The organism is Actinophytocola glycyrrhizae, from assembly GCF_042653545.1.
Lineage (GTDB): Bacteria > Actinomycetota > Actinomycetes > Mycobacteriales > Pseudonocardiaceae > Actinophytocola > Actinophytocola glycyrrhizae.
Genome location: NZ_JBHSIS010000003.1, coordinates 304,716 through 322,147 on the forward strand (window position 1 = coordinate 304,716; position 17,432 = coordinate 322,147).

Consider the following 17,432-nt stretch of genomic DNA (forward strand, 5'->3'; position numbering starts at 1 on the left):
GAGAACGAGTATGTCCATCTATCGCGTCAATTGAGCTGAGGAGAGCAACGCGATGACCTTCCCAGGCGGGGCTCCGGGTGGTTACCCGGGCCAAGGGCCGCAGCAGCACCAACCCGGTCCCTACGGGCCTCCGCCCGGTGGCGGTACGAAGCTCGGCCTGCCGACGATCCTGCACATGGTGATCCTCGGTCTCGGCGTGATCAACTTCTTCATGGGCTTCGCCGACATGTTCGACGGTTCGGGAGGCGGCCTCATCGCGGGCTTCTTCTCCATCGGGTCGACGATCCCCGCGCTGTTCCTGCTCGGCGGGTTGTTCTCGCTGCCCGCGATCCTCCCCGGCGACGACAAGAAGCCGGGCATCGCGCCCGCCGCGTTCTCGATCGCGGGCATGCTGTCGATCCTGTTCCTCACCTTCTCGTCCGAGGGTGACGTGGGCACCGGCACCATCCTGATCATGATCTTCGGCATCCTGCAGGGTCTCGGCGCGGTCGCCGCGTACCTGTTCGACATCGGCGTCCTGAAGACGCCCGCGCCGAACCCCTACGGCCAGCCCGGTGGCGGTTTCCCGCCCTCCGGCCAGTTCCCGGCCCCGCCGCCGCAGCAGCCGGGTCAGCCGGGTCAGTTCGGCGCCCCGCCGGGGCAGCAGACCACGTTCGCGCCGCAGCAGGGTCAGTTCGGTCAGCCAGGGCAGCAGCCCGGGCAGCCGGGCACCCCGCCGGGTGGATACCCGCAGCAGGGCTGAGCTTGCAAGTTCCCTCGATGGGGTGGTCGCCGAAAGGTGACCACCCCATCGTTGTGTGCAGGGCATTCACCTGATCCGGTGGCAGCGGGCGTGGCATGCCGTGCACCACCGAGTCCACATGCGACCGTGGCGGCATGGTGCCCGATCCCGACGGACCCGCGCAGCCGGGACCGGCCCTCGACGAGCCGGAAGAGACGTCGGCCGAGGCGCCCGCGCTGACCAGGATCCGCGCCGTCGTCCTCGCCGCGCTCGGCCCGCTGCTCATGGGCTACCTGGTGGTCGCCGCGCTGCTCGCCCTCGTCGTCACGACCGCAGCCAACACCACCTTCGGGGCCACGGGCGTGCTCGTCGCGGCGCTGCCGGGCTGGCTCGCCGCGCACCAGGTGCCGGTGCGGATCTCCGGGCTCGAACTGGGTGTGCTGCCGTTGCTGCCGACCGCCGGCGTCGTCGCGATCACCGCGATCACCGCGGCGGGCGCGGCGGCACGGCTGGGCCTGCACCGGCCAGGGCAGGCGGCCAAGCTGGTCGCGGTCACCGCGGCCGCGCACGGGATCACGGGCATGATCATCGCCGGGTTGATGTCCCGGGGTGACGTCACCGCCGACCCGCTGTCGGCCCTGTACTACCCGGCACTGGTGTCCGGACTGGCCGCTCTTGCCGGGGTCGCGCGGCGTTGCGGCCTGCTCGACGCGATCGTCCACCGCGCCGACGAGGCCGCCGTCGCCGGTCTGCGTGCCGGGGCACTCGCGGTCGTGCTGCTGCTCGCGGCGGGCGGGGCGCTGCTGACGTTCGGGCTGCTCGCGTCGATCCCGGCGGCCCGCGAGCTGTTCCCGGCCGGTGCGGGCGACGCGATCGGCGTGCTGCTGCTGTCGATCGGCTACCTGCCGAACGCGATGATCGCCGCCACCTCGTTCCTCGCCGGGCCGGGGGTGTCGATCGGCGCGGTCACGGTGTCGCCTGCCGGGTTCGACGCTGGTCCGGTGCCCGCGTTGCCGCTGTTCGCGGCGCTGCCCGAGCAGGAAGCCGCGTGGTGGCACCTGTTGTTCGGGTTGCCGCTCGCGGTGGGGGTGCTGATCGGCAGGCGGCTGCGGTCCGTCGACGAGGACCCGGTGATGCGGCTGCGCGCGGTCGCGGTGGCCGCGGGGGTCGTCGCGGTGACGTTCGTGGTGCTGGGTGGCAGCGCGGGCGGGCACCTGGGGCGTGGCCCGTTCGACCCGGTCAGCATGCACGCGGCCGCGTCGTCGGTCGCGCTGGTGCTGTGGACCGCCGTGCCCGCCGCGGTGGCGACCTGGTTCGGTGGCCCGCGCCCGGCGATGCGCCGCCTGCCGGGCCTGATCGACGACGAGCCGGGACAGGTGATCGCCGAGGAGGAACCGGCACCCGAACCCGCCGACGAGACCGAGGCCACCGAGGCCACCGAAGAAGAGGAGCCCTCGGAGGTGCCCGGTCCTCGGGACGCGGTCGAGGAGTCCGGTGAGGTGGCCCGCGACTGACGCCCGGTCAGGGCAGTTGGGCCAGCTGCCGGATGTCGAAGGCGATGTCGTTCAGCGGGGCCGTGGTCCCGTTGTCGCGGAAGAAGTTCCACAGCTCCAGCGCGTGGTGGAGCCGGTACAGCTCGATCCGCGCGAGCCCGCTGCGCGGCAGCGGCCCGTACCCTTCCAGCAGTCCCGCGTACTTGGCCGGCGAGCGCGACAGCTCGTACTGCACGGTCTTCGCGAGGTCCGTCATCGGATCGGCGGCGACCGCGTTCTCCACGTCGACGAACCCGCTCACCCGCCACCCGTCGCCGTCCGGTTCGACGAGCACGTTCCCCTCGTGCAGGTCGTTGTGGCACAGCACCGCCTCCGAGCACAGCCCGAACAGCCCCGCCCGCTCCGCGACCCGCTCGGTCGCCAGCCGGTGCGTGGCCGGATCGCCGCCCAGTTCGCGGAAGCGGTCGAGGGTCACCAGGAACCGCCTGCTCATGTAGGCCGTGTTGTGCTGCTCCGGGTCGACGATCTCGGTGGTCACGTACCCGAACTCCGGCTGCACCAGCTGGTGCAGCGTCCGCAGGAGCGCGCCGATCTGGCGGTACACGTCGCGGTGGCACTCCGGCGGCACCCGCGCGTCCGACAGCGGGGACCCCGGCACCAGGGTCATCACGGTGACACCGTCCTCGGCGTCGACCGACACCACCGACGGCACGCCGGGCACGTCCGCCATCAGCGAGTAGACGTGAACCTCCTTGGCCTGCTTCCACCGCCACCCCTCGGCGTACCGCTTGCGGATCAGCGGCTCGCCGGGTACCCGCTCGGTGATGTGCACCACTGGAACATAGTGTGACCCGAACGTGCCGGGCGACCGGTTCATTGCGGGGATCACTGGTTGCCTAAGCTGCGACTATGCAGGGCGTGTCCGACGGACCACGGCCGCGCGATGCGCGCCAAGGCGTCCCTGGCCGCGTTGTCGCGACGGCGGGTGCAACCCGGTACGAGGCCGTCGCTGCGCCTTGCCAGGAACCGCCTGGATCACGAATCGCATCGACCGTGATCCGCCAGACACGACGCCCTAGGAGCCACCGCTGAGCGAGCCCATCCCGGTGAGACCGGACGTGCCCGCGCGGCTCGTCGTACTGGTCTCCGGTTCCGGCACCCTCCTGCAGGCCGTGCTCGACGCCGCCGACCTTCCCGTGCGCGTGGTCGCGGTGGGCGCCGACCGGCCGGGCATCGAAGGTCTCGCCCGCGCCGAGCGCGCGGGCGTGCCGGGCTTCGTGGTGCGGCTCAAGGACCACCCGGACCGGGCCGCGTGGGACCGTGAGCTGACCAAGGCGGTCGCGGCGTACGAGCCGGACCTGGTCGTGTCGGCCGGGTTCATGAAGATCCTCGGTCCCGAGTTCCTCGACACGTTCGGTGGCCGCGTGATCAACACGCATCCCGCGCTCCTGCCCGCGTTCCCCGGCGCGCACGCGGTGGCCGACGCGGTCTCCTACGGCGTGCGGGTGACCGGCGCCACGGTGCACCTCGTCGATGCCGGCGTGGACACCGGGCCGATCGTGGCGCAGGCGGCGGTGGAGGTGCCGCCGGGCGAGGACGTCGGCGCGCTGCACGAGCGCATCAAGGTTGTCGAGCGTCGGCTGCTGGTCGACGTGATCGCATTGCTGACCCGGCAGGGTTACACGGTGCACGGACGAAAGGTGAGCATCCCGTGACTGACGAGCGGCGCCCGGTTCGCCGGGCCCTCATCGGGGTTTCGGACAAGGCGGGTCTGCTGGAGCTGGCGACGGGCCTGCACGCGAACGGCGTGCAGATCGTGTCGACCGGCGGCACGGCCCGCGTGATCGCGGACGCCGGGGTGCCGGTGACGCCGGTCGAGCAGGTGACCGGGTTCCCGGAGTCGCTCGACGGGCGGGTGAAGACGCTGCACCCCCGCGTGCACGCCGGTCTGCTGGCCGACATGCGGCTGCCATCGCACGCCGAGCAGCTGTCGGACCTTGGCATCGAGCCGTTCGACCTGCTGGTGGTGAACCTGTACCCGTTCGCGCGGACCGTCGCGTCGGGCGCGTCGCCGGACGAATGCGTCGAGCAGATCGACATCGGTGGCCCGGCGATGGTCCGCGCCGCGGCGAAGAACCACGCGAGCGTCGCGGTCGTCGTGGACCCCACCCGGTACGACTGGGTGCTGGAGTCGGTGCGGTCCGGCGGGTTCACGCTCGCGGACCGGCAGGGCCTCGCGGCGGACGCGTACCGGCACACGGCGACCTACGACATCGCGGTGGCGTCGTGGATGGGGTCGGTGCTGGCACCTTCCGATGACGCCTTCCCGAGCTGGGCCGGTGCGAGCTGGGAGCGGCGCAGCGTGCTGCGCTACGGCGAGAACCCGCACCAGAAGGCGGCGCTGTACACGTCCGGCAAGCCGGGGCTCGCGACCGCGGAACAGTTGCACGGCAAGGAGATGTCGTACAACAACTACCTCGACTCGGACGCCGCGTGGCGCGCGGCGTACGACCACGAGCAGCCGTGCGTCGCGATCGTCAAGCACAACAACCCGTGCGGCATCGCGGTGTCCGCCGCGGATCTCGCGGAGGCGCACCGCAAGGCGCACGCGTGCGACCCGGTGTCGGCCTACGGCGGCGTGATCGCCGCGAACCGCGAGGTGTCGGTCGAGATGGCCGAGCAGGTCGCGGAGGTGTTCACCGAGGTCATCGTGGCACCGTCGTACGCGGACGGGGCCGTGGACGTGTTGATGCGCAAGAAGAACATCCGGATCCTGGTGGCGGCCCCGCCCGCGCGCGGCGGTCCGGAGATCCGCGCGGTGTCCGGCGGGCTGCTGATGCAGCAGTCGGACATCATCGACGCCCCGGGTGACGACCCGGCGAAGTGGACGCTGGCCACGGGCGCCCCGGTGGACGACGAGACCCTCGCCGACCTGGCGTTCGCGTGGCGCACGTGCCGCGCGGTCAAGTCGAACGCGATCGTCCTGGCAGCGGGCGGCGCGACCGTCGGCGTCGGCATGGGCCAGGTCAACCGCGTGGACGCGGCGAAGCTGGCGGTGTCGCGCGCCGGTGACCGGGCGCGCGGCTCGGTGGCGGCGTCCGACGCGTTCTTCCCGTTCCCGGACGGCCCGCAACTGCTCATGGACGCCGGGATCGCCGCGATCGTCCAGCCGGGCGGCTCGGTCCGCGACGCCGAGGTGATCGCGGCGGCGGAGACGGCCGGCGTCCCGGTGTACCTGACGGGAACCCGCCACTTCGCCCACTGAGCACGAACTGCCCTGAAAGGCGCGTTCAGGGCACTGAGCCTGGATCCACCGATCGTTTCGTGGTGTGTCTTGTCCGTGCGTTGCGTTGTTCCTGGTCACGCCCGCTTCGCGGGCGTGGGCGGCGCAGCGCCCGGCGCGCCCCGCGGGGTGAGCCGCCGTGAAAGGCGCGTTGAGGGCGTTGGTAGTGCCGTGAAAGGCGCGTTGACGGCGCTGGGCGCCGTGAAAGGGCCGTTCACGGCATAACGGATGCCGTCAACGCGCCTTTCGCAGCAGTTGCGAGGGCGCTGCGCGCCCGGCCCGCGAAGCTTGCTCCGAAAGGTGCTTTCGGGGGTATGGCTGGTGTTGTGAGTGTGCCGATAGGGACGCGCAGTGTCCCTATCGGCACACTCACGGCTATCGCGACCGAACCGAACGCGTCTTTCGGACACTGAACGAGCCGCAAGGTGAGTCGACGCTCGCGGCAGGGCCGCCGCGGCCCGCGAAGCGGGCCCGGCCACACCAGCAACCAGCAGTACAACCATCGGTGGTCCAGGCTGAGCCTGGTGGCCGGGCACCCGCTGCCCGGCGTAGGTTCTGGACGTGAGCGATCTTGGAGATGTCTTCGACGCCGGGCACGACGAGTTCGCCGTGCTGGGCCCGGTGCTCTGGAACCCGATCGGTGAGGCGACCGTCGCCGAGGCGGGGGTGGCGCCGGGGGAGCGGGTGCTCGACGTCTGCTGTGGCGCCGGGTCCTCCGCCATCCCCGCCGCTCGTGCCGTCGGGGCCGGTGGGCACGTCGACGCCATCGACCTCGCCGGCCGGCTGCTGGAGCAGGGACGTGCCAACGCGGCAGGTCTGCCCCAGCTGACGTTCACCCACGCGGACGCCACCCGCTGGGACACCACCGGCTACGACGTCGTCCAGTGTGTGTTCGGCGTCTTCTTCCTGCCCGACATGGACGCCGCGTGCGCGCGCCTCGCCGGTCTCGCCAGGCCGGGGGGCCGGTTCGTCGTGACCACCTGGGGTGAGCACGCCATCAGCCCCGTGCCCGAGATCCTCGGGGAGGCCGTCGTGGCCGAGGGCGGGGAGCCCAAGGCCAGTGCCGGGCGCGGTCCCGGCGCGCGGATCAACACGCCCGGCATGCTCGGGGACTGGCTCAGCGGGCTCGGGCTCGGTGACATCCGCGTCGCCACCGTCGAGCACAGCATGCCGCTCGACGACGACACCTCATGGGCCATCGTGATGGGTTCGGCCATGCGCATGCGCCTGAGCGGCGTAACCGAGAGCCTCCTTCCGAGGGTGCGTGCTCGTTTCGTCGATCTCCTCCGCGCCCGGAAGGTGGACCGCATGAACGCCGTCTCGCTCATCGGAATAGGCCGAACGGCGCAGTAGTCGCGTTTTCGCTCACATCTCCACAAATCCGCTGCCCGGGATTGTCATCCCGATCAGAAAAACCGGCGGATTGTTGCCTGCCAGAGTGGCCGTCGTTAGCGTACTCGCCAGTAGATAAGCGGCCTTGGCACCAATGGAGGTGTGTGTTGGGAGTTGAGGTCGTGGTCGATGACCTCGCCAAGTCATTCGGAAACCAGCGGATCTGGCAGGACGTCACGCTGACGCTGCCCGCCGGTGAGGTCAGCGTCATGCTCGGCCCGTCCGGTACCGGGAAATCCGTGTTCCTGAAATGCCTGATCGGCTTGCTGAAGCCCAATTCCGGCAAGATCCTGATCAACGGCGTCGACCTGGTCAGATGTTCCGAACACCAACTGTACGAGACCAGGAAACTCTTCGGCGTGCTCTTCCAGGACGGCGCGCTGTTCGGCTCGATGAACCTCTTCGACAACATCGCGTTCCCGCTGCGCGAGCACACGAAGAAAAGCGAGTCCGAAATCAGGAACATCGTGCTCGGCAAGATGGACATGGTCGGTCTCGCGGGCGCGGAGCGCAAACTCCCCGGCGAGATCTCCGGCGGCATGCGCAAACGCGCCGGGCTCGCCCGCGCGCTGGTGCTCGACCCGCAGATCATCCTCGTCGACGAACCGGACTCCGGTCTCGACCCGGTCCGCACCTCCTACATCTCGCAACTGCTCATCGACCTCAACGCGCAGGTCGACGCCACGATCATGATCGTCTCCCACAACATCAACCTCGCGCGGACCGTGCCGGACAACATCGGCATGCTGTTCCGCCGCGAGCTGGTCATGTTCGGCCCCCGCGAAGTGCTGCTCACCAGCGAGGTCCCCGCGGTCAAGCAGTTCCTCAACGGCTCGCGCATCGGCCCGATCGGCATGTCCGAGGAGAAGGACGAGGCCACCATGGCCGCCGAGCAGGCCCACGCCGCCGCCGGGCACCACGACGGGTCCACAGAGGACGTCCGCGGTGTGGTGCCGCAGCTCCAGCCGACTCCCGGCATGCCGTACCGGGAGGCGGTGCGGCGCCGCAAGGACCGCGTCATGCGCATCATCCACACGCTGCCGCCCGCCGCGCAGCACGGGATCGTGGCCAGCCTGGACGCCGACGACCGGCTCCGCTACGGCATCGGAGCACCGGTCAGATGACCAGGCAGAGCACCTTCCCCGGCGCCGCGGCGATGCGGGAGACCGGCCGCCTCTACGCGCTCGGGCTCGACGTCATTCGCTGCATTCCCCGCCGCCCCTTCCAGTTCCGTGAGTTCGTCGGCCAGTTCTGGTTCATCGCCAGCGTCTCGCTGCTGCCCGCGGCGCTCGTGTCGATCCCGTTCGGCGCGGTCATCGCGCTGCACCTCGGCTCGCTGACCCAGCAGATCGGCGCGCAGTCGTTCACCGGCGCGGCCAGCGTGCTCGCGATCATCCAGCAGGCCAGCCCGGTCGTCACCGCGCTGCTCATCGCGGGTGCTGGTGGCTCGGCCATCTGCGCGGACCTCGGTTCCCGCACCATCCGCGAGGAGATCGACGCGATGGAGGTGCTGGGGGTCAACCCGGTGCAGCGCCTCATCGTGCCGAGGGTGCTCGCCGCGATGGGTGTCGCCGCGTTCCTCAACGGGCTCGTGTCGGTGGTCGGCGTGCTCGGCGGCTACTTCTTCAACGTGATCATGCAGGGCGGCACGCCAGGTGCGTACCTGGCGAGCTTCTCGGCGCTGGCGCAGCTGCCGGACCTGTGGATCTCCGAGATCAAGGCCGTGATCTTCGGGTTCGTCGCCGGTGTGGTCGCCTCCTACCGCGGCCTCAACCCTGGCCGCGGCCCGAAGGGCGTCGGGGACGCGGTCAACCAGTCGGTCGTGATCACGTTCCTGCTCCTGTTCCTGCTCAACCTCATCCTCACGACGCTGTACGTGCAAATCGTGCCGCCGAAGGGGGCGTGAGCATGGCGCTCCTCGACGACCGGCCAACGGACCGGCCCAAGGTCGCCAACCGGATGCTGACCGCTGTCGACCGCCGGTTCACGTTCCTCGACGTCCTCGGCGACCAGATCTTCTTCTTCCTCAAGGCGATCGCGTGGACTCCCCGCGCGATCCGCCGCTACGGCAAGGAGATCACGCGCCTGATGGCCGAGGTCAGCTTCGGCTCCGGCGCGCTCGCGGTGATCGGCGGCACCATCGGCGTGATGGTCGGCATGACCGCGTTCACCGGCTTCGTCGTCGGCATCCAGGGGTACTCGGCGCTCAACCAGGTCGGCACGCCGGCACTCGCCGGGTTCATCTCCGCGTACTTCAACACCCGCGAGATCGCGCCGCTCGTCGCGGGCATCGCGTTGTCGGCCACGGTCGGCTGCGGGTTCACCGCACAGCTGGGCGCGATGCGGATCTCCGAGGAGATCGACGCGCTCGAGGTGATGGGGGTGCCGAGCATCCCCTACCTCGTCACCACCCGGATCATCGCCGGTTTCCTCGCGATCATCCCGCTGTACGCGATCGGCCTGCTGACCTCCTACGTCGCGTCCAGACAGATCACGATCTGGTTCTTCGGCCAGTCGGCTGGCACGTACGACCACTACTTCCACCTCTTCCTGCCGCCGGTCGACGTGCTCTACTCGTTCGGCAAGGTGCTGGTGTTCAGCGTCGTCGTCGTGCTCGCGCACTGCTACTACGGTTTCCGCGCCACCGGCGGGCCCGCGGGCGTCGGCGTCGCGGTGGGACGGTCGGTGCGCACGTCCCTGGTCGCGGTCAGCGTGATCGACCTGTTCCTGAGCCTCGCGTTGTGGGGCGCGACCACGACGGTGCAGGTGGCGGGATGAGGCACAAACTCGGCAGACGTGGCGCGGGGATCGCGTTCCTGCTGGTGATGGCCGTGCTGGCGTGGCTGTCGGTACAGGTGTACCAGGAGGAGTTCTCCGACGACGTGCTCGTCACGCTGAAGGCCGACCGGATCGGCAACCAGCTCAACGAGGCATCCGAGGTCAAGGCACGCGGTGTGGTCGTCGGTGGTGTGCGTGCGGTGCACGCGGGCAACGACGGCGCGACCATCGAGCTGGCGATGAAACCGGAGACACTGGACCGCATCCCCAAGGACGTCACCGCGTTGCTGATCCCGAAGACCCTGTTCGGCGAGCGGTACGTGCAACTGTCCATTCCGGACGAGTCGACCGCGGGTCCGCTGTCTGGCGGGGACGTGATCCGCCAGGACCGGTCGCGGAACGCGATCGAGCTGGAGCGCGTGTTCGACGACCTGATGCCGGTGCTGAAGGCGGTGCAGCCCGAGAAGCTCGCCACCACGCTCACCGCGATCGCGACCGCGCTGGAGGGCCGGGGGGAACAACTCGGCCAGGCGATGGTCAGCACCGCCACGTACCTGGAGGAGTTCAACCCGAACCTGCCGACGCTCACCGAGGACCTGCGCGACCTCGCGGCGGTCAGCGAGCTGTACGGCGACATCGCCCCCGACCTGCTCGACTCGCTCACCGCCTCGTCGGTCACCCTCAACACGGTCGCCGACCAGCGGGTCCAGCTCACCGACCTGTACGCGCAGGTCACCAGGTCATCGCAGGACGTGACGTTGTTCCTGCGCAACAACTCCGACAACCTGATCCGGCTGGCCGCGTCGAGCCGGGCGCCGCTCGAGGTCGCCGCCGAGTACTCGCCGAGCTTCCCGTGCACGCTCAAGGCGCTGACCGACCTCAAACCGTCGGTCGACCGGCTGCTCGGCGCGGGCACCGACGAGCCGGGCATGCACGTCGAGCTGATCGTCACCGAGGACCGCGGCAAGTACGTGCCGGGCCGGGACGCCCCGGTGTACGACGCGACCGGCGGCCCGCGCTGCTACCCGAGCGGCGTCGCCCCGACCCGGGGCGCGGTCGCCGCGCCCACCGGCGGCGCGGGACATCCGCTGCTGGCCGATGGCGACCTCGGGCTCGCGAACTCGCCACAGGAACAGGAACTGATCGGCACGCTGCTCGCACCCGCGGTCGGCGAGGTGCCGGGCTGGTCGAGCGTGCTCGTCGGCCCGCTCTACCGGGGCACGGAGGTGGCGCTGCGATGAGGAACCTGGCGGCCCCGCTGATCAAGGGCCTGATCTTCGTGCTCGTCACCGGTCTCGCCACGGCCGTGCTCGCGATCTCCATCGGCAACACGAACGTGTCCGACATGCTGAGCTACTCGGCCAGGTTCACCGACGTCACCTCACTGAACCCCGGCGACGACGTGCGCATCCACGGCGTCCGCGTCGGCCAGGTCGACGAGATGTCCGTTGTGGACGGTCACATCGCGCTGGTGCGGTTCTCGGTCGACAGGTCCAAGCCGCTGCCCGCGGACGTCACCGCGACCATCAAGTACCGCAACATGGTCGGCCAGCGGTACATCGCGCTGGAACGCGGCGAGAAACCCTCGGCGATCCTCCTGCGGGAGGACGCCGAGATCCCGCTCGACCGCACCCGGCCCGCACTCGACCTGACCGACCTGTTCAACGGCTTCAAACCGCTGTTCCAGGCGCTGTCACCGAAGGACGTCAACGAGCTGTCCGGCGAGATCGTCCAGGTGCTGCAGGGAGAAGGCGGCACGGTCGACTCCCTGCTGGCCCACACCGGTTCGCTGACCAGCACGCTCGCCGACCGCGACAAGGTCATCGGCGACGTGATCACGAACCTGAACTCGGTGCTCGCCAACATCAACGGCCAGGGCGACGCACTGTCCACTCTGGTCGGCACGCTGCAGCGGCTGGTGTCGGGCCTGGCCGGGGACCGGGCCGCCATCGGTGACGCGATCTCCGGGCTGGCCGACCTGACCGGTGCCACCGCCGGGTTGCTCGACCAGGCGCGCGAACCGCTCAAGGACAGCATCGCCGGGCTCGGGATGCTGGCGTCGAACCTGGTCACCGGGCAGGAGGACCTCGAGCAGTTCCTCACCGCCACCCCCGCGAAGTTCGAGGCCGTCGGGCGCACCGCGTCCTACGGCTCGTGGGTCAACTTCTACCTGTGCGAGGCGATCCCGGTGGGACACGAGGAGCACGGCTACCGCAGCGGCGCGCCGAGGTGTGACTCGTGAACAGGAGCTTCCGCGAACGCAGCCCTGGACCGATCGGCGTCATCGGCACCGTGGCGCTGCTGGCGATCACCGCGCTGGTGTACTTCTGGCCCGACCTGCCCGGGGTCGCCGGCACCACCTACGAGGCCGAGTTCTCCGAGGCCGCCGGGCTGCGGCCGGACGACGAGGTGCGGGTGGCGGGCATCAAGGTCGGCAAGGTCACCGACGTGGAGCTGGACGTGGACCGGGTGCTGGTCACCTTCCGCGTCGAGGACACGTGGGTCGGTGACCACAGCACCGCCGCCATCAAGATCAAGACGTTGCTGGGCCGCAAGTTCCTGGCGCTGCACCCGACCGGCGAGCGCGAACAGGACCCGGACGTGCGCATCGGGCTGGACCGCACGGTCACGCCCTACGACGTGACGCAGGCGTTCGAGGGCCTCGCGGAAACCGCGGCCGCCATCGACACCGACCAGCTCGCCGAGAGCTTCCGCACGATCTCCGACACGTTCGCGGACTCACCAGAGCACGTCCGGTCCGCGCTGGACGGCCTGACCGCGTTGTCCCGCACCATCTCCACCCGCGACGACCAGCTCGCGGAGCTGCTGCGCAACACCAGGCAGATCACGTCCACGCTGGCGGGCACGAACGAGGAGTTCGACAAGCTGCTCGACGACGGTGAGCTGCTGCTCACCGAGCTGTCGAACCGGCGGGAGGCCATCCACGAGCTGCTCACCGGCACCACCGAGCTGGCAGAACAGCTCTCCGGGCTGGTGGCGGACAACTCCGAGCAGCTGGCGCCCGCGCTCGAGCAGCTCGACGTGGTCAGCGACGTGCTGATCAAGTACGGCGACCAGCTCGACCGGAGCCTCAAGCTGGCCGGGCCGTACTTCCGCGTGGTCAACAACGCGACCGGCAGCGGCCGCTGGATCGACACCTACGTCTGCGGCCTCGTCCCGGAGAACCGGGAACCCTGCGTGCCGCCACGGCTGCCGGAAGGAGGGCCCCGGTGAACGACACGAGGGCACGCCGCCGCCTCGGCCGGATCGTCGCGCTCGCGACGGTCCTCGCCGTGGTCACGGCCGGTGTGCTGTGGTGGCTCTTCGGTGGTGGCGACCAGAAACGGATCACCGCGTACTTCTCCCGCGCGGTCGGCGTGTACGCGGGCTCGGACGTGCAGGTACTCGGTGTGCGGGTCGGTGCGGTCGAGTCGGTGACGCCACGCGGTGACCGGGTCGAGGTCGTGTTCACGGTGGACACCTCGGTCGGCGTCTCGCCGGACACGAAGGCGGTCGTGGTCGCGCCGAGCGTGGTGTCCGACCGGTACGTGCAGCTCACCGACCTGAGCCGGGGCGGGCCGGTGATCGAGACCGGCGCGGTGATCCCCGAGTCGCGCACCGCTACCCCGGTCGAGCTGGACGAGCTGTACGCGAGCCTGAACACGCTGGTCACGGCGCTGGGGCCGGAGGGGTCGAACTCCGATGGCGCGTTGTCCGAGCTGCTCGACACGGGGGCGGCGAACCTGGCGGGCAACGGCAAGGCGTTCAACGAGAGCGTCCGCAACTTCGCCGACGCCGCGCGCACGCTGTCCGGCTCGGCGGGCGACCTGTTCGGCACGGTCGACGAGCTGCAGAAGTTCACCACCATGCTCGCCACCAACGACGAGCAGGTCATGGGGGTGAACACCCAGCTCGACCAGGTGTGGCGCACGCTCGCCGCCGACCGCGACGAGCTGAGCACGGCACTGGGCACGCTCGCCTCCGCGCTCGCCGACATCCAGGCGTTCATCCGCGACAACCGGACCGCCATCAAGTCCAATGTGGACAAGCTGGCGCGGACCACCCAGCTGCTGGTCGACAACCGCGCGTCGCTCGCGGAGGCGCTGGACGTGGCGCCGATCGCCGCGACCAACGTGCTGGCGACCTTCGACCCGGCGACACAGACCCTGCAGGGCCGGGGGCTCCTCCTCGAATACCTCGCCGACCCAGGCGCGCCGGTCGTGCCGCTGCCGTTCACCGACGGCGTGCCGCTGGAGGGACCACGATGAGGCGCCTTCTCGCCGCGTGCGCCGCGGTCCTCGCGCTCGCCGGGTGCACCTCGACCGGCGCGAACGGCATCTACGACGTGCCGCTGCCCGGCGGCGCCGACCTCGGCGACCACCCCTACCGGGTCACCGTCGAGTTCGCCGACGTGCTCGACCTCGTGCCGCAGGCCGCGGTGAAGGTCAACGACGTGGTCGTCGGCCGGGTCGAGTCGATCGAGCTCGGCGGCGCGGACCGGTGGACACCGCAGGTCGTGGTGGCCGTGAACGGTGACGTGGCGCTGCCCGCCGACGCGACCGCGAGCCTGCGGCAGTCCAGCCTCCTCGGTGAGAAGTTCGTCGAGCTGGCCGCGCCCGCCGACAGCGCCAACCCGGCGAAGCTGGCCGACGGGGCGGTGATCACCGCGGACCGCACGAACCGGCACACCGAGGTCGAGGAGGTCTTCGGCGCGCTGTCGCTGCTGCTCAACGGTGGTGGCATCGGCCAGCTGCGGACCATCAACCAGGAGCTGTCGAAGGCGTTGTCCGGCAACGAGCCGGAGATCAAGGCCTTCCTGGCCAACATGGACGAGCTGGTCACCACGCTAGACGGGCACCGGGGCGACATCACCGCGGCGCTCGACGGGCTGAACCAGCTCTCGGCCACGCTCGCGGGCCGCAACGAACAGATCCGCGGCGCGCTCACCGACCTCACCCCCGGCCTGCGGGCACTGACCGAGCAGCGCAGCGCGCTCGTCACCATGCTGCAGTCGCTGGACACGCTGTCCGACGTCGCGGTCGACACGATCAACCGCAGCCGCGACGACATGGTCGCCGACCTGAAGGCGCTCGCGCCGATCCTCGACCAGCTCGCCGCCGCGGGGCAGAACCTGCCGCAGGCACTGGAGATCCTGCCGACCTTCCCGTTCACCGACCCGGTGCTCGAGGCGACGAAGGGCGACTACATCAACATCTTCCTCCGCATCGAGGTCGACCCGGACTTCGCCGAGCCGCTCCCGCCCCTGCCACTCCCGGAAGGGGGCAACTGATGCTCACGAAGACGGTCCGGTTCCAGGTGCTCGCGTTCGTGGTGCTCGCGTTCGCGGCGGTCGCGTTCGTCGGCGCCAACTACGCCGGGCTCGGCAGGCTGCTGGGCGGCGGCACGTACACCGTGCGCCTGCAGCTCGACGACGGCGGCGGCCTGTTCACCAACAGCGAGGTCACCTACCGGGGGGTCGCGATCGGGCGGGTCGGCGAGCTGCGGCTCACCGACGACGGCATGGAGGCCGACCTCGTACTCGACGAGGACGCGCCACGCGTCCCCGTCGACGCGAAGGCCGTGGTGGCCAACCGGTCCGCGATCGGCGAGCAGTTCGTCGACCTGCAACCACGCGGCGAGCACGGGCCGTACCTGGCGGACGGTTCGGTGATCCGCAAGGAGTCGACGACCGTCCCCATGCCGGTCACCACGCTGCTCGGGAACCTGAGTGAGCTCAACCAGTCGGTGCCGACCGAGTCGCTGCGGGTGGTGGTCGACGAGCTGTACACGGCCATGAACGACACCGGTCCGAGCCTGCGGCTGCTGCTCGACTCGACCATGTCGTTCACCGACGAGGCACGCAACCACCTGCCGCAGACCACGATGCTGATCGACGACGGCGCTACCGTGCTGGCGACTCAGCTCGACTCGTCGGCCGCGTGGCGGTCGTTCGCCGGCAACGCCAAGCTGTTCGCGGACGAGCTGGCGAGCGCGGACGGTGACCTGCGGGAGCTGATCGGGGCGGCGCCCGCCGCCGCGACGCAGCTGTCGGCGCTGCTGTCCGACACCAACCCCGGGCTCTCGGTGCTGGTGGCGAACCTGGTGACCACCTCGGAGATCTTCGAGTCGAGGATCGGGGGCATGCGGCAGCTGTTCGTGAACGTGCCCAAGGCCGTGGCCGCGACGTCGACGGCGATCCGGCCGGACACCGGCGACCTGTCGATCGTCCTGAACTTCAACGACCCGCCGCCGTGTGTGGCGGGCTACGACACGCCGTACCGGCAGGGCGAGGTCGAGACGCCGCTGCCGTTCGACACCACCACCGCGTGCACGCTCCCGAGCGGCGACCCGCGCCTGGTGCGCGGCTCCCAGCACGTGCCGGACGGCGGGGTGCCGACGCCCGCGACACCGGGTGGCGGTGTGTCGATGCCCGGCCCGCTCGGCGCGCCGGACCTGCCGCTGGTCGCCGACCTGGAGGGGTTGCTGTGGCTCGGGAAGTGAAGGTGATGCTGGGTGTCGTGGTGCTGGCGCTCGCGTTCGCCGGGTGGGCGGGCTTCACGTGGTGGCAGGCGGATCGCGACGACTCGCTCGCCTACGCCACGGCCCGCGACGAGGTGCTGGCGGCGGGCCGCACCCAGGTCGCCACACTGACCACTTTGGACTACCACGACGTGGACGCCGGCATCGAGAAGTGGCTCGCGGTGTCCACCGGCGGGCTGCGTGACGAGCTGGCCGCGACCGACGACGCGACCAGACAGCAGCTCAAGGCCAACGCGACGGTCGCGACCGGGCGGGTGCTCGACGCGGCCGTCAGCGAGCTGGACACCCGGTCGGGCTCGGCGAAGCTGCTGGTGTCGGTGGAGATCTCGACCGCGACGGACGGCTCGCCACCGACGGCGAAACGCAACCGGTTCGTCGCCGGGATGTCACGTGTGGACGGTGAGTGGAAGCTGTCCGCCCTGGACCAGGTGCCGTTGGGGGAGCGATGACCACACAGCTGGGCGAAGAGAGCGTCGACGAGGACGTGGACCCGGACACCGATCCGGACCCGGACACCGGCACGGACACCGACCTGGACACCGGGGCCGACCCGCCCGACGAGGACGCGGACCCGCCCGGGCCGACGGGGTTCTTCCGTCCGCGCCGCGTGGCGGTGGCACTCGGGGTGCTGGCGGCGCTGCTGGTCGGCGGGGGCACGTGGGCGCTGGTGGCCGCGGACGACCTGCGTTCCTCCGGTGCCGCACAGAACAGCGCGCTGGTCGACACCGGCCGCACCGCGGAGGTGAGCGCCGCCGTCAGCAGCGCGCTCAACCAGATCTTCTCCTACTCCTACGACAGGACCGAGGTGACGGAGGAGGCCGCCGCGGCCGTGCTCCGCGGCGAGGCGCGCGAGGTGTACGACAGGCTCTTCGCGCAGGTGCGGGACAAGGCCCCGGCGCAGAAGCTCGTGCTCACCTCCCGTGTCGTGTACTCGGCGGTGCAGTCACTGGAAGGTGACCGGGCCCGGCTGCTGGTGTTCCTCGACCAGTCCGCGACCCGCGTCGACACGAACACCACCAACGCCGCCGCCGCACAGTTGTCCGTAACGGTCAAACGTGAGGGCGGGCATTGGGTGATAACCGACATGGCACCCCGCTGAATTATCACGAGGTGACAAGAAAATTGTTCCGGACTGTTCGCCGGGAAGAACGGAGAGAAATAGACATGATCCTTTTACGGTAGGCAATTGTGGTTCCTGTTACCGGCAGGTAACGTCAATTGTGCG

The 17,432-nt window shown here is 70.3% G+C and carries 17 protein-coding genes; 16 read left to right on the plus strand and 1 reads right to left on the minus strand.

All coding sequences use genetic code 11. The features are described 5' to 3' along the window. The first annotated feature begins 52 nt into the window (after window positions 1-52). Window positions 53-742 (plus strand): DUF5336 domain-containing protein, encoded by a 690-nt coding sequence (locus tag ACFPCV_RS07545; protein WP_378055318.1) that lies wholly within the window; start codon window positions 53-55, stop codon window positions 740-742. Between the two features lie 134 nt (window positions 743-876). Next, complete coding sequence (locus ACFPCV_RS07550) at window positions 877-2,235, plus strand: cell division protein PerM (RefSeq protein ID WP_378055319.1); 1,359 nt, start codon at window positions 877-879, stop codon at window positions 2,233-2,235. A gap of 7 nt (window positions 2,236-2,242) precedes the next feature. Here the strand turns inward: ACFPCV_RS07550 and ACFPCV_RS07555 are convergent, their stop codons facing one another. Beyond that, window positions 2,243-3,046, minus strand: a complete 804-nt coding sequence (locus tag ACFPCV_RS07555; RefSeq protein ID WP_378055320.1) for a phosphotransferase family protein — start codon at window positions 3,044-3,046, stop codon at window positions 2,243-2,245. Window positions 3,047-3,320: 274 nt separating this feature from the next. Here ACFPCV_RS07555 and purN point away from each other — a divergent pair, with 274 nt between their 5' ends. The 14 genes from purN to ACFPCV_RS07625 all read left to right on the plus strand — a co-directional run bounded on the left by purN (window position 3,321) and on the right by ACFPCV_RS07625 (window position 17,306). Further along, window positions 3,321-3,929 (plus strand): phosphoribosylglycinamide formyltransferase, encoded by a 609-nt coding sequence (gene purN / locus ACFPCV_RS07560; RefSeq protein ID WP_378055321.1) that lies wholly within the window; start codon window positions 3,321-3,323, stop codon window positions 3,927-3,929. Beyond that, on the plus strand, window positions 3,926-5,479 hold the full coding sequence (purH, locus tag ACFPCV_RS07565; RefSeq protein ID WP_378055322.1) for a bifunctional phosphoribosylaminoimidazolecarboxamide formyltransferase/IMP cyclohydrolase: 1,554 nt from the start codon (window positions 3,926-3,928) through the stop codon (window positions 5,477-5,479). Before purN ends, purH begins: the two co-directional genes overlap by 4 nt. Before the next feature lie 579 nt (window positions 5,480-6,058). Then, window positions 6,059-6,850 (plus strand): class I SAM-dependent methyltransferase, encoded by a 792-nt coding sequence (locus tag ACFPCV_RS07570; protein WP_378055323.1) that lies wholly within the window; start codon window positions 6,059-6,061, stop codon window positions 6,848-6,850. Between the two features lie 146 nt (window positions 6,851-6,996). Beyond that, window positions 6,997-8,013, plus strand: coding sequence for an ABC transporter ATP-binding protein (locus tag ACFPCV_RS07575; protein ID WP_378055724.1), 1,017 nt, complete (start codon window positions 6,997-6,999; stop codon window positions 8,011-8,013). Continuing rightward, a complete protein-coding gene (locus ACFPCV_RS07580) occupies window positions 8,010-8,795 on the plus strand; it encodes an MlaE family ABC transporter permease (protein WP_378055324.1) in 786 nt (261 codons plus the stop codon). The genes ACFPCV_RS07575 and ACFPCV_RS07580 overlap by 4 nt, the downstream gene beginning before the upstream one ends. Window positions 8,796-8,848: 53 nt before the next feature. Next, window positions 8,849-9,667 carry an MlaE family ABC transporter permease gene (locus tag ACFPCV_RS07585; RefSeq protein ID WP_378055725.1) on the plus strand — a complete coding sequence of 273 codons (819 nt, stop codon included), beginning with the start codon at window positions 8,849-8,851 and terminating at the stop codon, window positions 9,665-9,667. Next, window positions 9,664-10,908, plus strand: coding sequence for an MCE family protein (locus ACFPCV_RS07590; RefSeq protein WP_378055325.1), 1,245 nt, complete (start codon window positions 9,664-9,666; stop codon window positions 10,906-10,908). Before ACFPCV_RS07585 ends, ACFPCV_RS07590 begins: the two co-directional genes overlap by 4 nt. Beyond that, on the plus strand, window positions 10,905-11,909 hold the full coding sequence (locus ACFPCV_RS07595) for an MCE family protein (protein ID WP_378055326.1): 1,005 nt from the start codon (window positions 10,905-10,907) through the stop codon (window positions 11,907-11,909). Before ACFPCV_RS07590 ends, ACFPCV_RS07595 begins: the two co-directional genes overlap by 4 nt. Continuing rightward, on the plus strand, window positions 11,906-12,901 hold the full coding sequence (locus ACFPCV_RS07600; protein ID WP_378055327.1) for an MCE family protein: 996 nt from the start codon (window positions 11,906-11,908) through the stop codon (window positions 12,899-12,901). The genes ACFPCV_RS07595 and ACFPCV_RS07600 overlap by 4 nt, the downstream gene beginning before the upstream one ends. Beyond that, window positions 12,898-13,935 carry an MCE family protein gene (locus tag ACFPCV_RS07605; protein ID WP_378055328.1) on the plus strand — a complete coding sequence of 346 codons (1,038 nt, stop codon included), beginning with the start codon at window positions 12,898-12,900 and terminating at the stop codon, window positions 13,933-13,935. Before ACFPCV_RS07600 ends, ACFPCV_RS07605 begins: the two co-directional genes overlap by 4 nt. Beyond that, the gene (locus tag ACFPCV_RS07610) at window positions 13,932-14,957 is read left to right on the plus strand and encodes an MCE family protein (protein WP_378055329.1); all 1,026 of its coding nucleotides are present in this window, start codon (window positions 13,932-13,934) and stop codon (window positions 14,955-14,957) included. Before ACFPCV_RS07605 ends, ACFPCV_RS07610 begins: the two co-directional genes overlap by 4 nt. After that, a complete protein-coding gene (locus ACFPCV_RS07615; protein ID WP_378055330.1) occupies window positions 14,957-16,168 on the plus strand; it encodes an MCE family protein in 1,212 nt (403 codons plus the stop codon). The genes ACFPCV_RS07610 and ACFPCV_RS07615 overlap by 1 nt, the downstream gene beginning before the upstream one ends. After that, complete coding sequence (locus ACFPCV_RS07620; RefSeq protein WP_378055331.1) at window positions 16,153-16,656, plus strand: hypothetical protein; 504 nt, start codon at window positions 16,153-16,155, stop codon at window positions 16,654-16,656. The genes ACFPCV_RS07615 and ACFPCV_RS07620 overlap by 16 nt, the downstream gene beginning before the upstream one ends. Then, window positions 16,653-17,306: a YqhG/Tai3 family protein gene (locus ACFPCV_RS07625; RefSeq protein WP_378055332.1), complete on the plus strand. Its 654-nt coding sequence runs from the start codon at window positions 16,653-16,655 to the stop codon at window positions 17,304-17,306. Before ACFPCV_RS07620 ends, ACFPCV_RS07625 begins: the two co-directional genes overlap by 4 nt. Window positions 17,307-17,432 lie beyond the last annotated feature (126 nt).

What these genes read in the sequence shown, in the direction of transcription:
- ACFPCV_RS07545 (WP_378055318.1), top strand. Translation starts at nt 53, where the DNA reads ATGACCTTCCCAGGCGGGGCTCCGGGTGGTTACCCGGGCCAAGGGCCG.
- ACFPCV_RS07550 (WP_378055319.1), top strand. Translation starts at nt 877, where the DNA reads ATGGTGCCCGATCCCGACGGACCCGCGCAGCCGGGACCGGCCCTCGAC.
- ACFPCV_RS07580 (WP_378055324.1), top strand. Translation starts at nt 8,010, where the DNA reads ATGACCAGGCAGAGCACCTTCCCCGGCGCCGCGGCGATGCGGGAGACC.
- ACFPCV_RS07585 (WP_378055725.1), top strand. Translation starts at nt 8,849, where the DNA reads ATGCTGACCGCTGTCGACCGCCGGTTCACGTTCCTCGACGTCCTCGGC.
- ACFPCV_RS07590 (WP_378055325.1), top strand. Translation starts at nt 9,664, where the DNA reads ATGAGGCACAAACTCGGCAGACGTGGCGCGGGGATCGCGTTCCTGCTG.
- ACFPCV_RS07595 (WP_378055326.1), top strand. Translation starts at nt 10,905, where the DNA reads ATGAGGAACCTGGCGGCCCCGCTGATCAAGGGCCTGATCTTCGTGCTC.
- ACFPCV_RS07610 (WP_378055329.1), top strand. Translation starts at nt 13,932, where the DNA reads ATGAGGCGCCTTCTCGCCGCGTGCGCCGCGGTCCTCGCGCTCGCCGGG.
- ACFPCV_RS07615 (WP_378055330.1), top strand. Translation starts at nt 14,957, where the DNA reads ATGCTCACGAAGACGGTCCGGTTCCAGGTGCTCGCGTTCGTGGTGCTC.
- ACFPCV_RS07625 (WP_378055332.1), top strand. Translation starts at nt 16,653, where the DNA reads ATGACCACACAGCTGGGCGAAGAGAGCGTCGACGAGGACGTGGACCCG.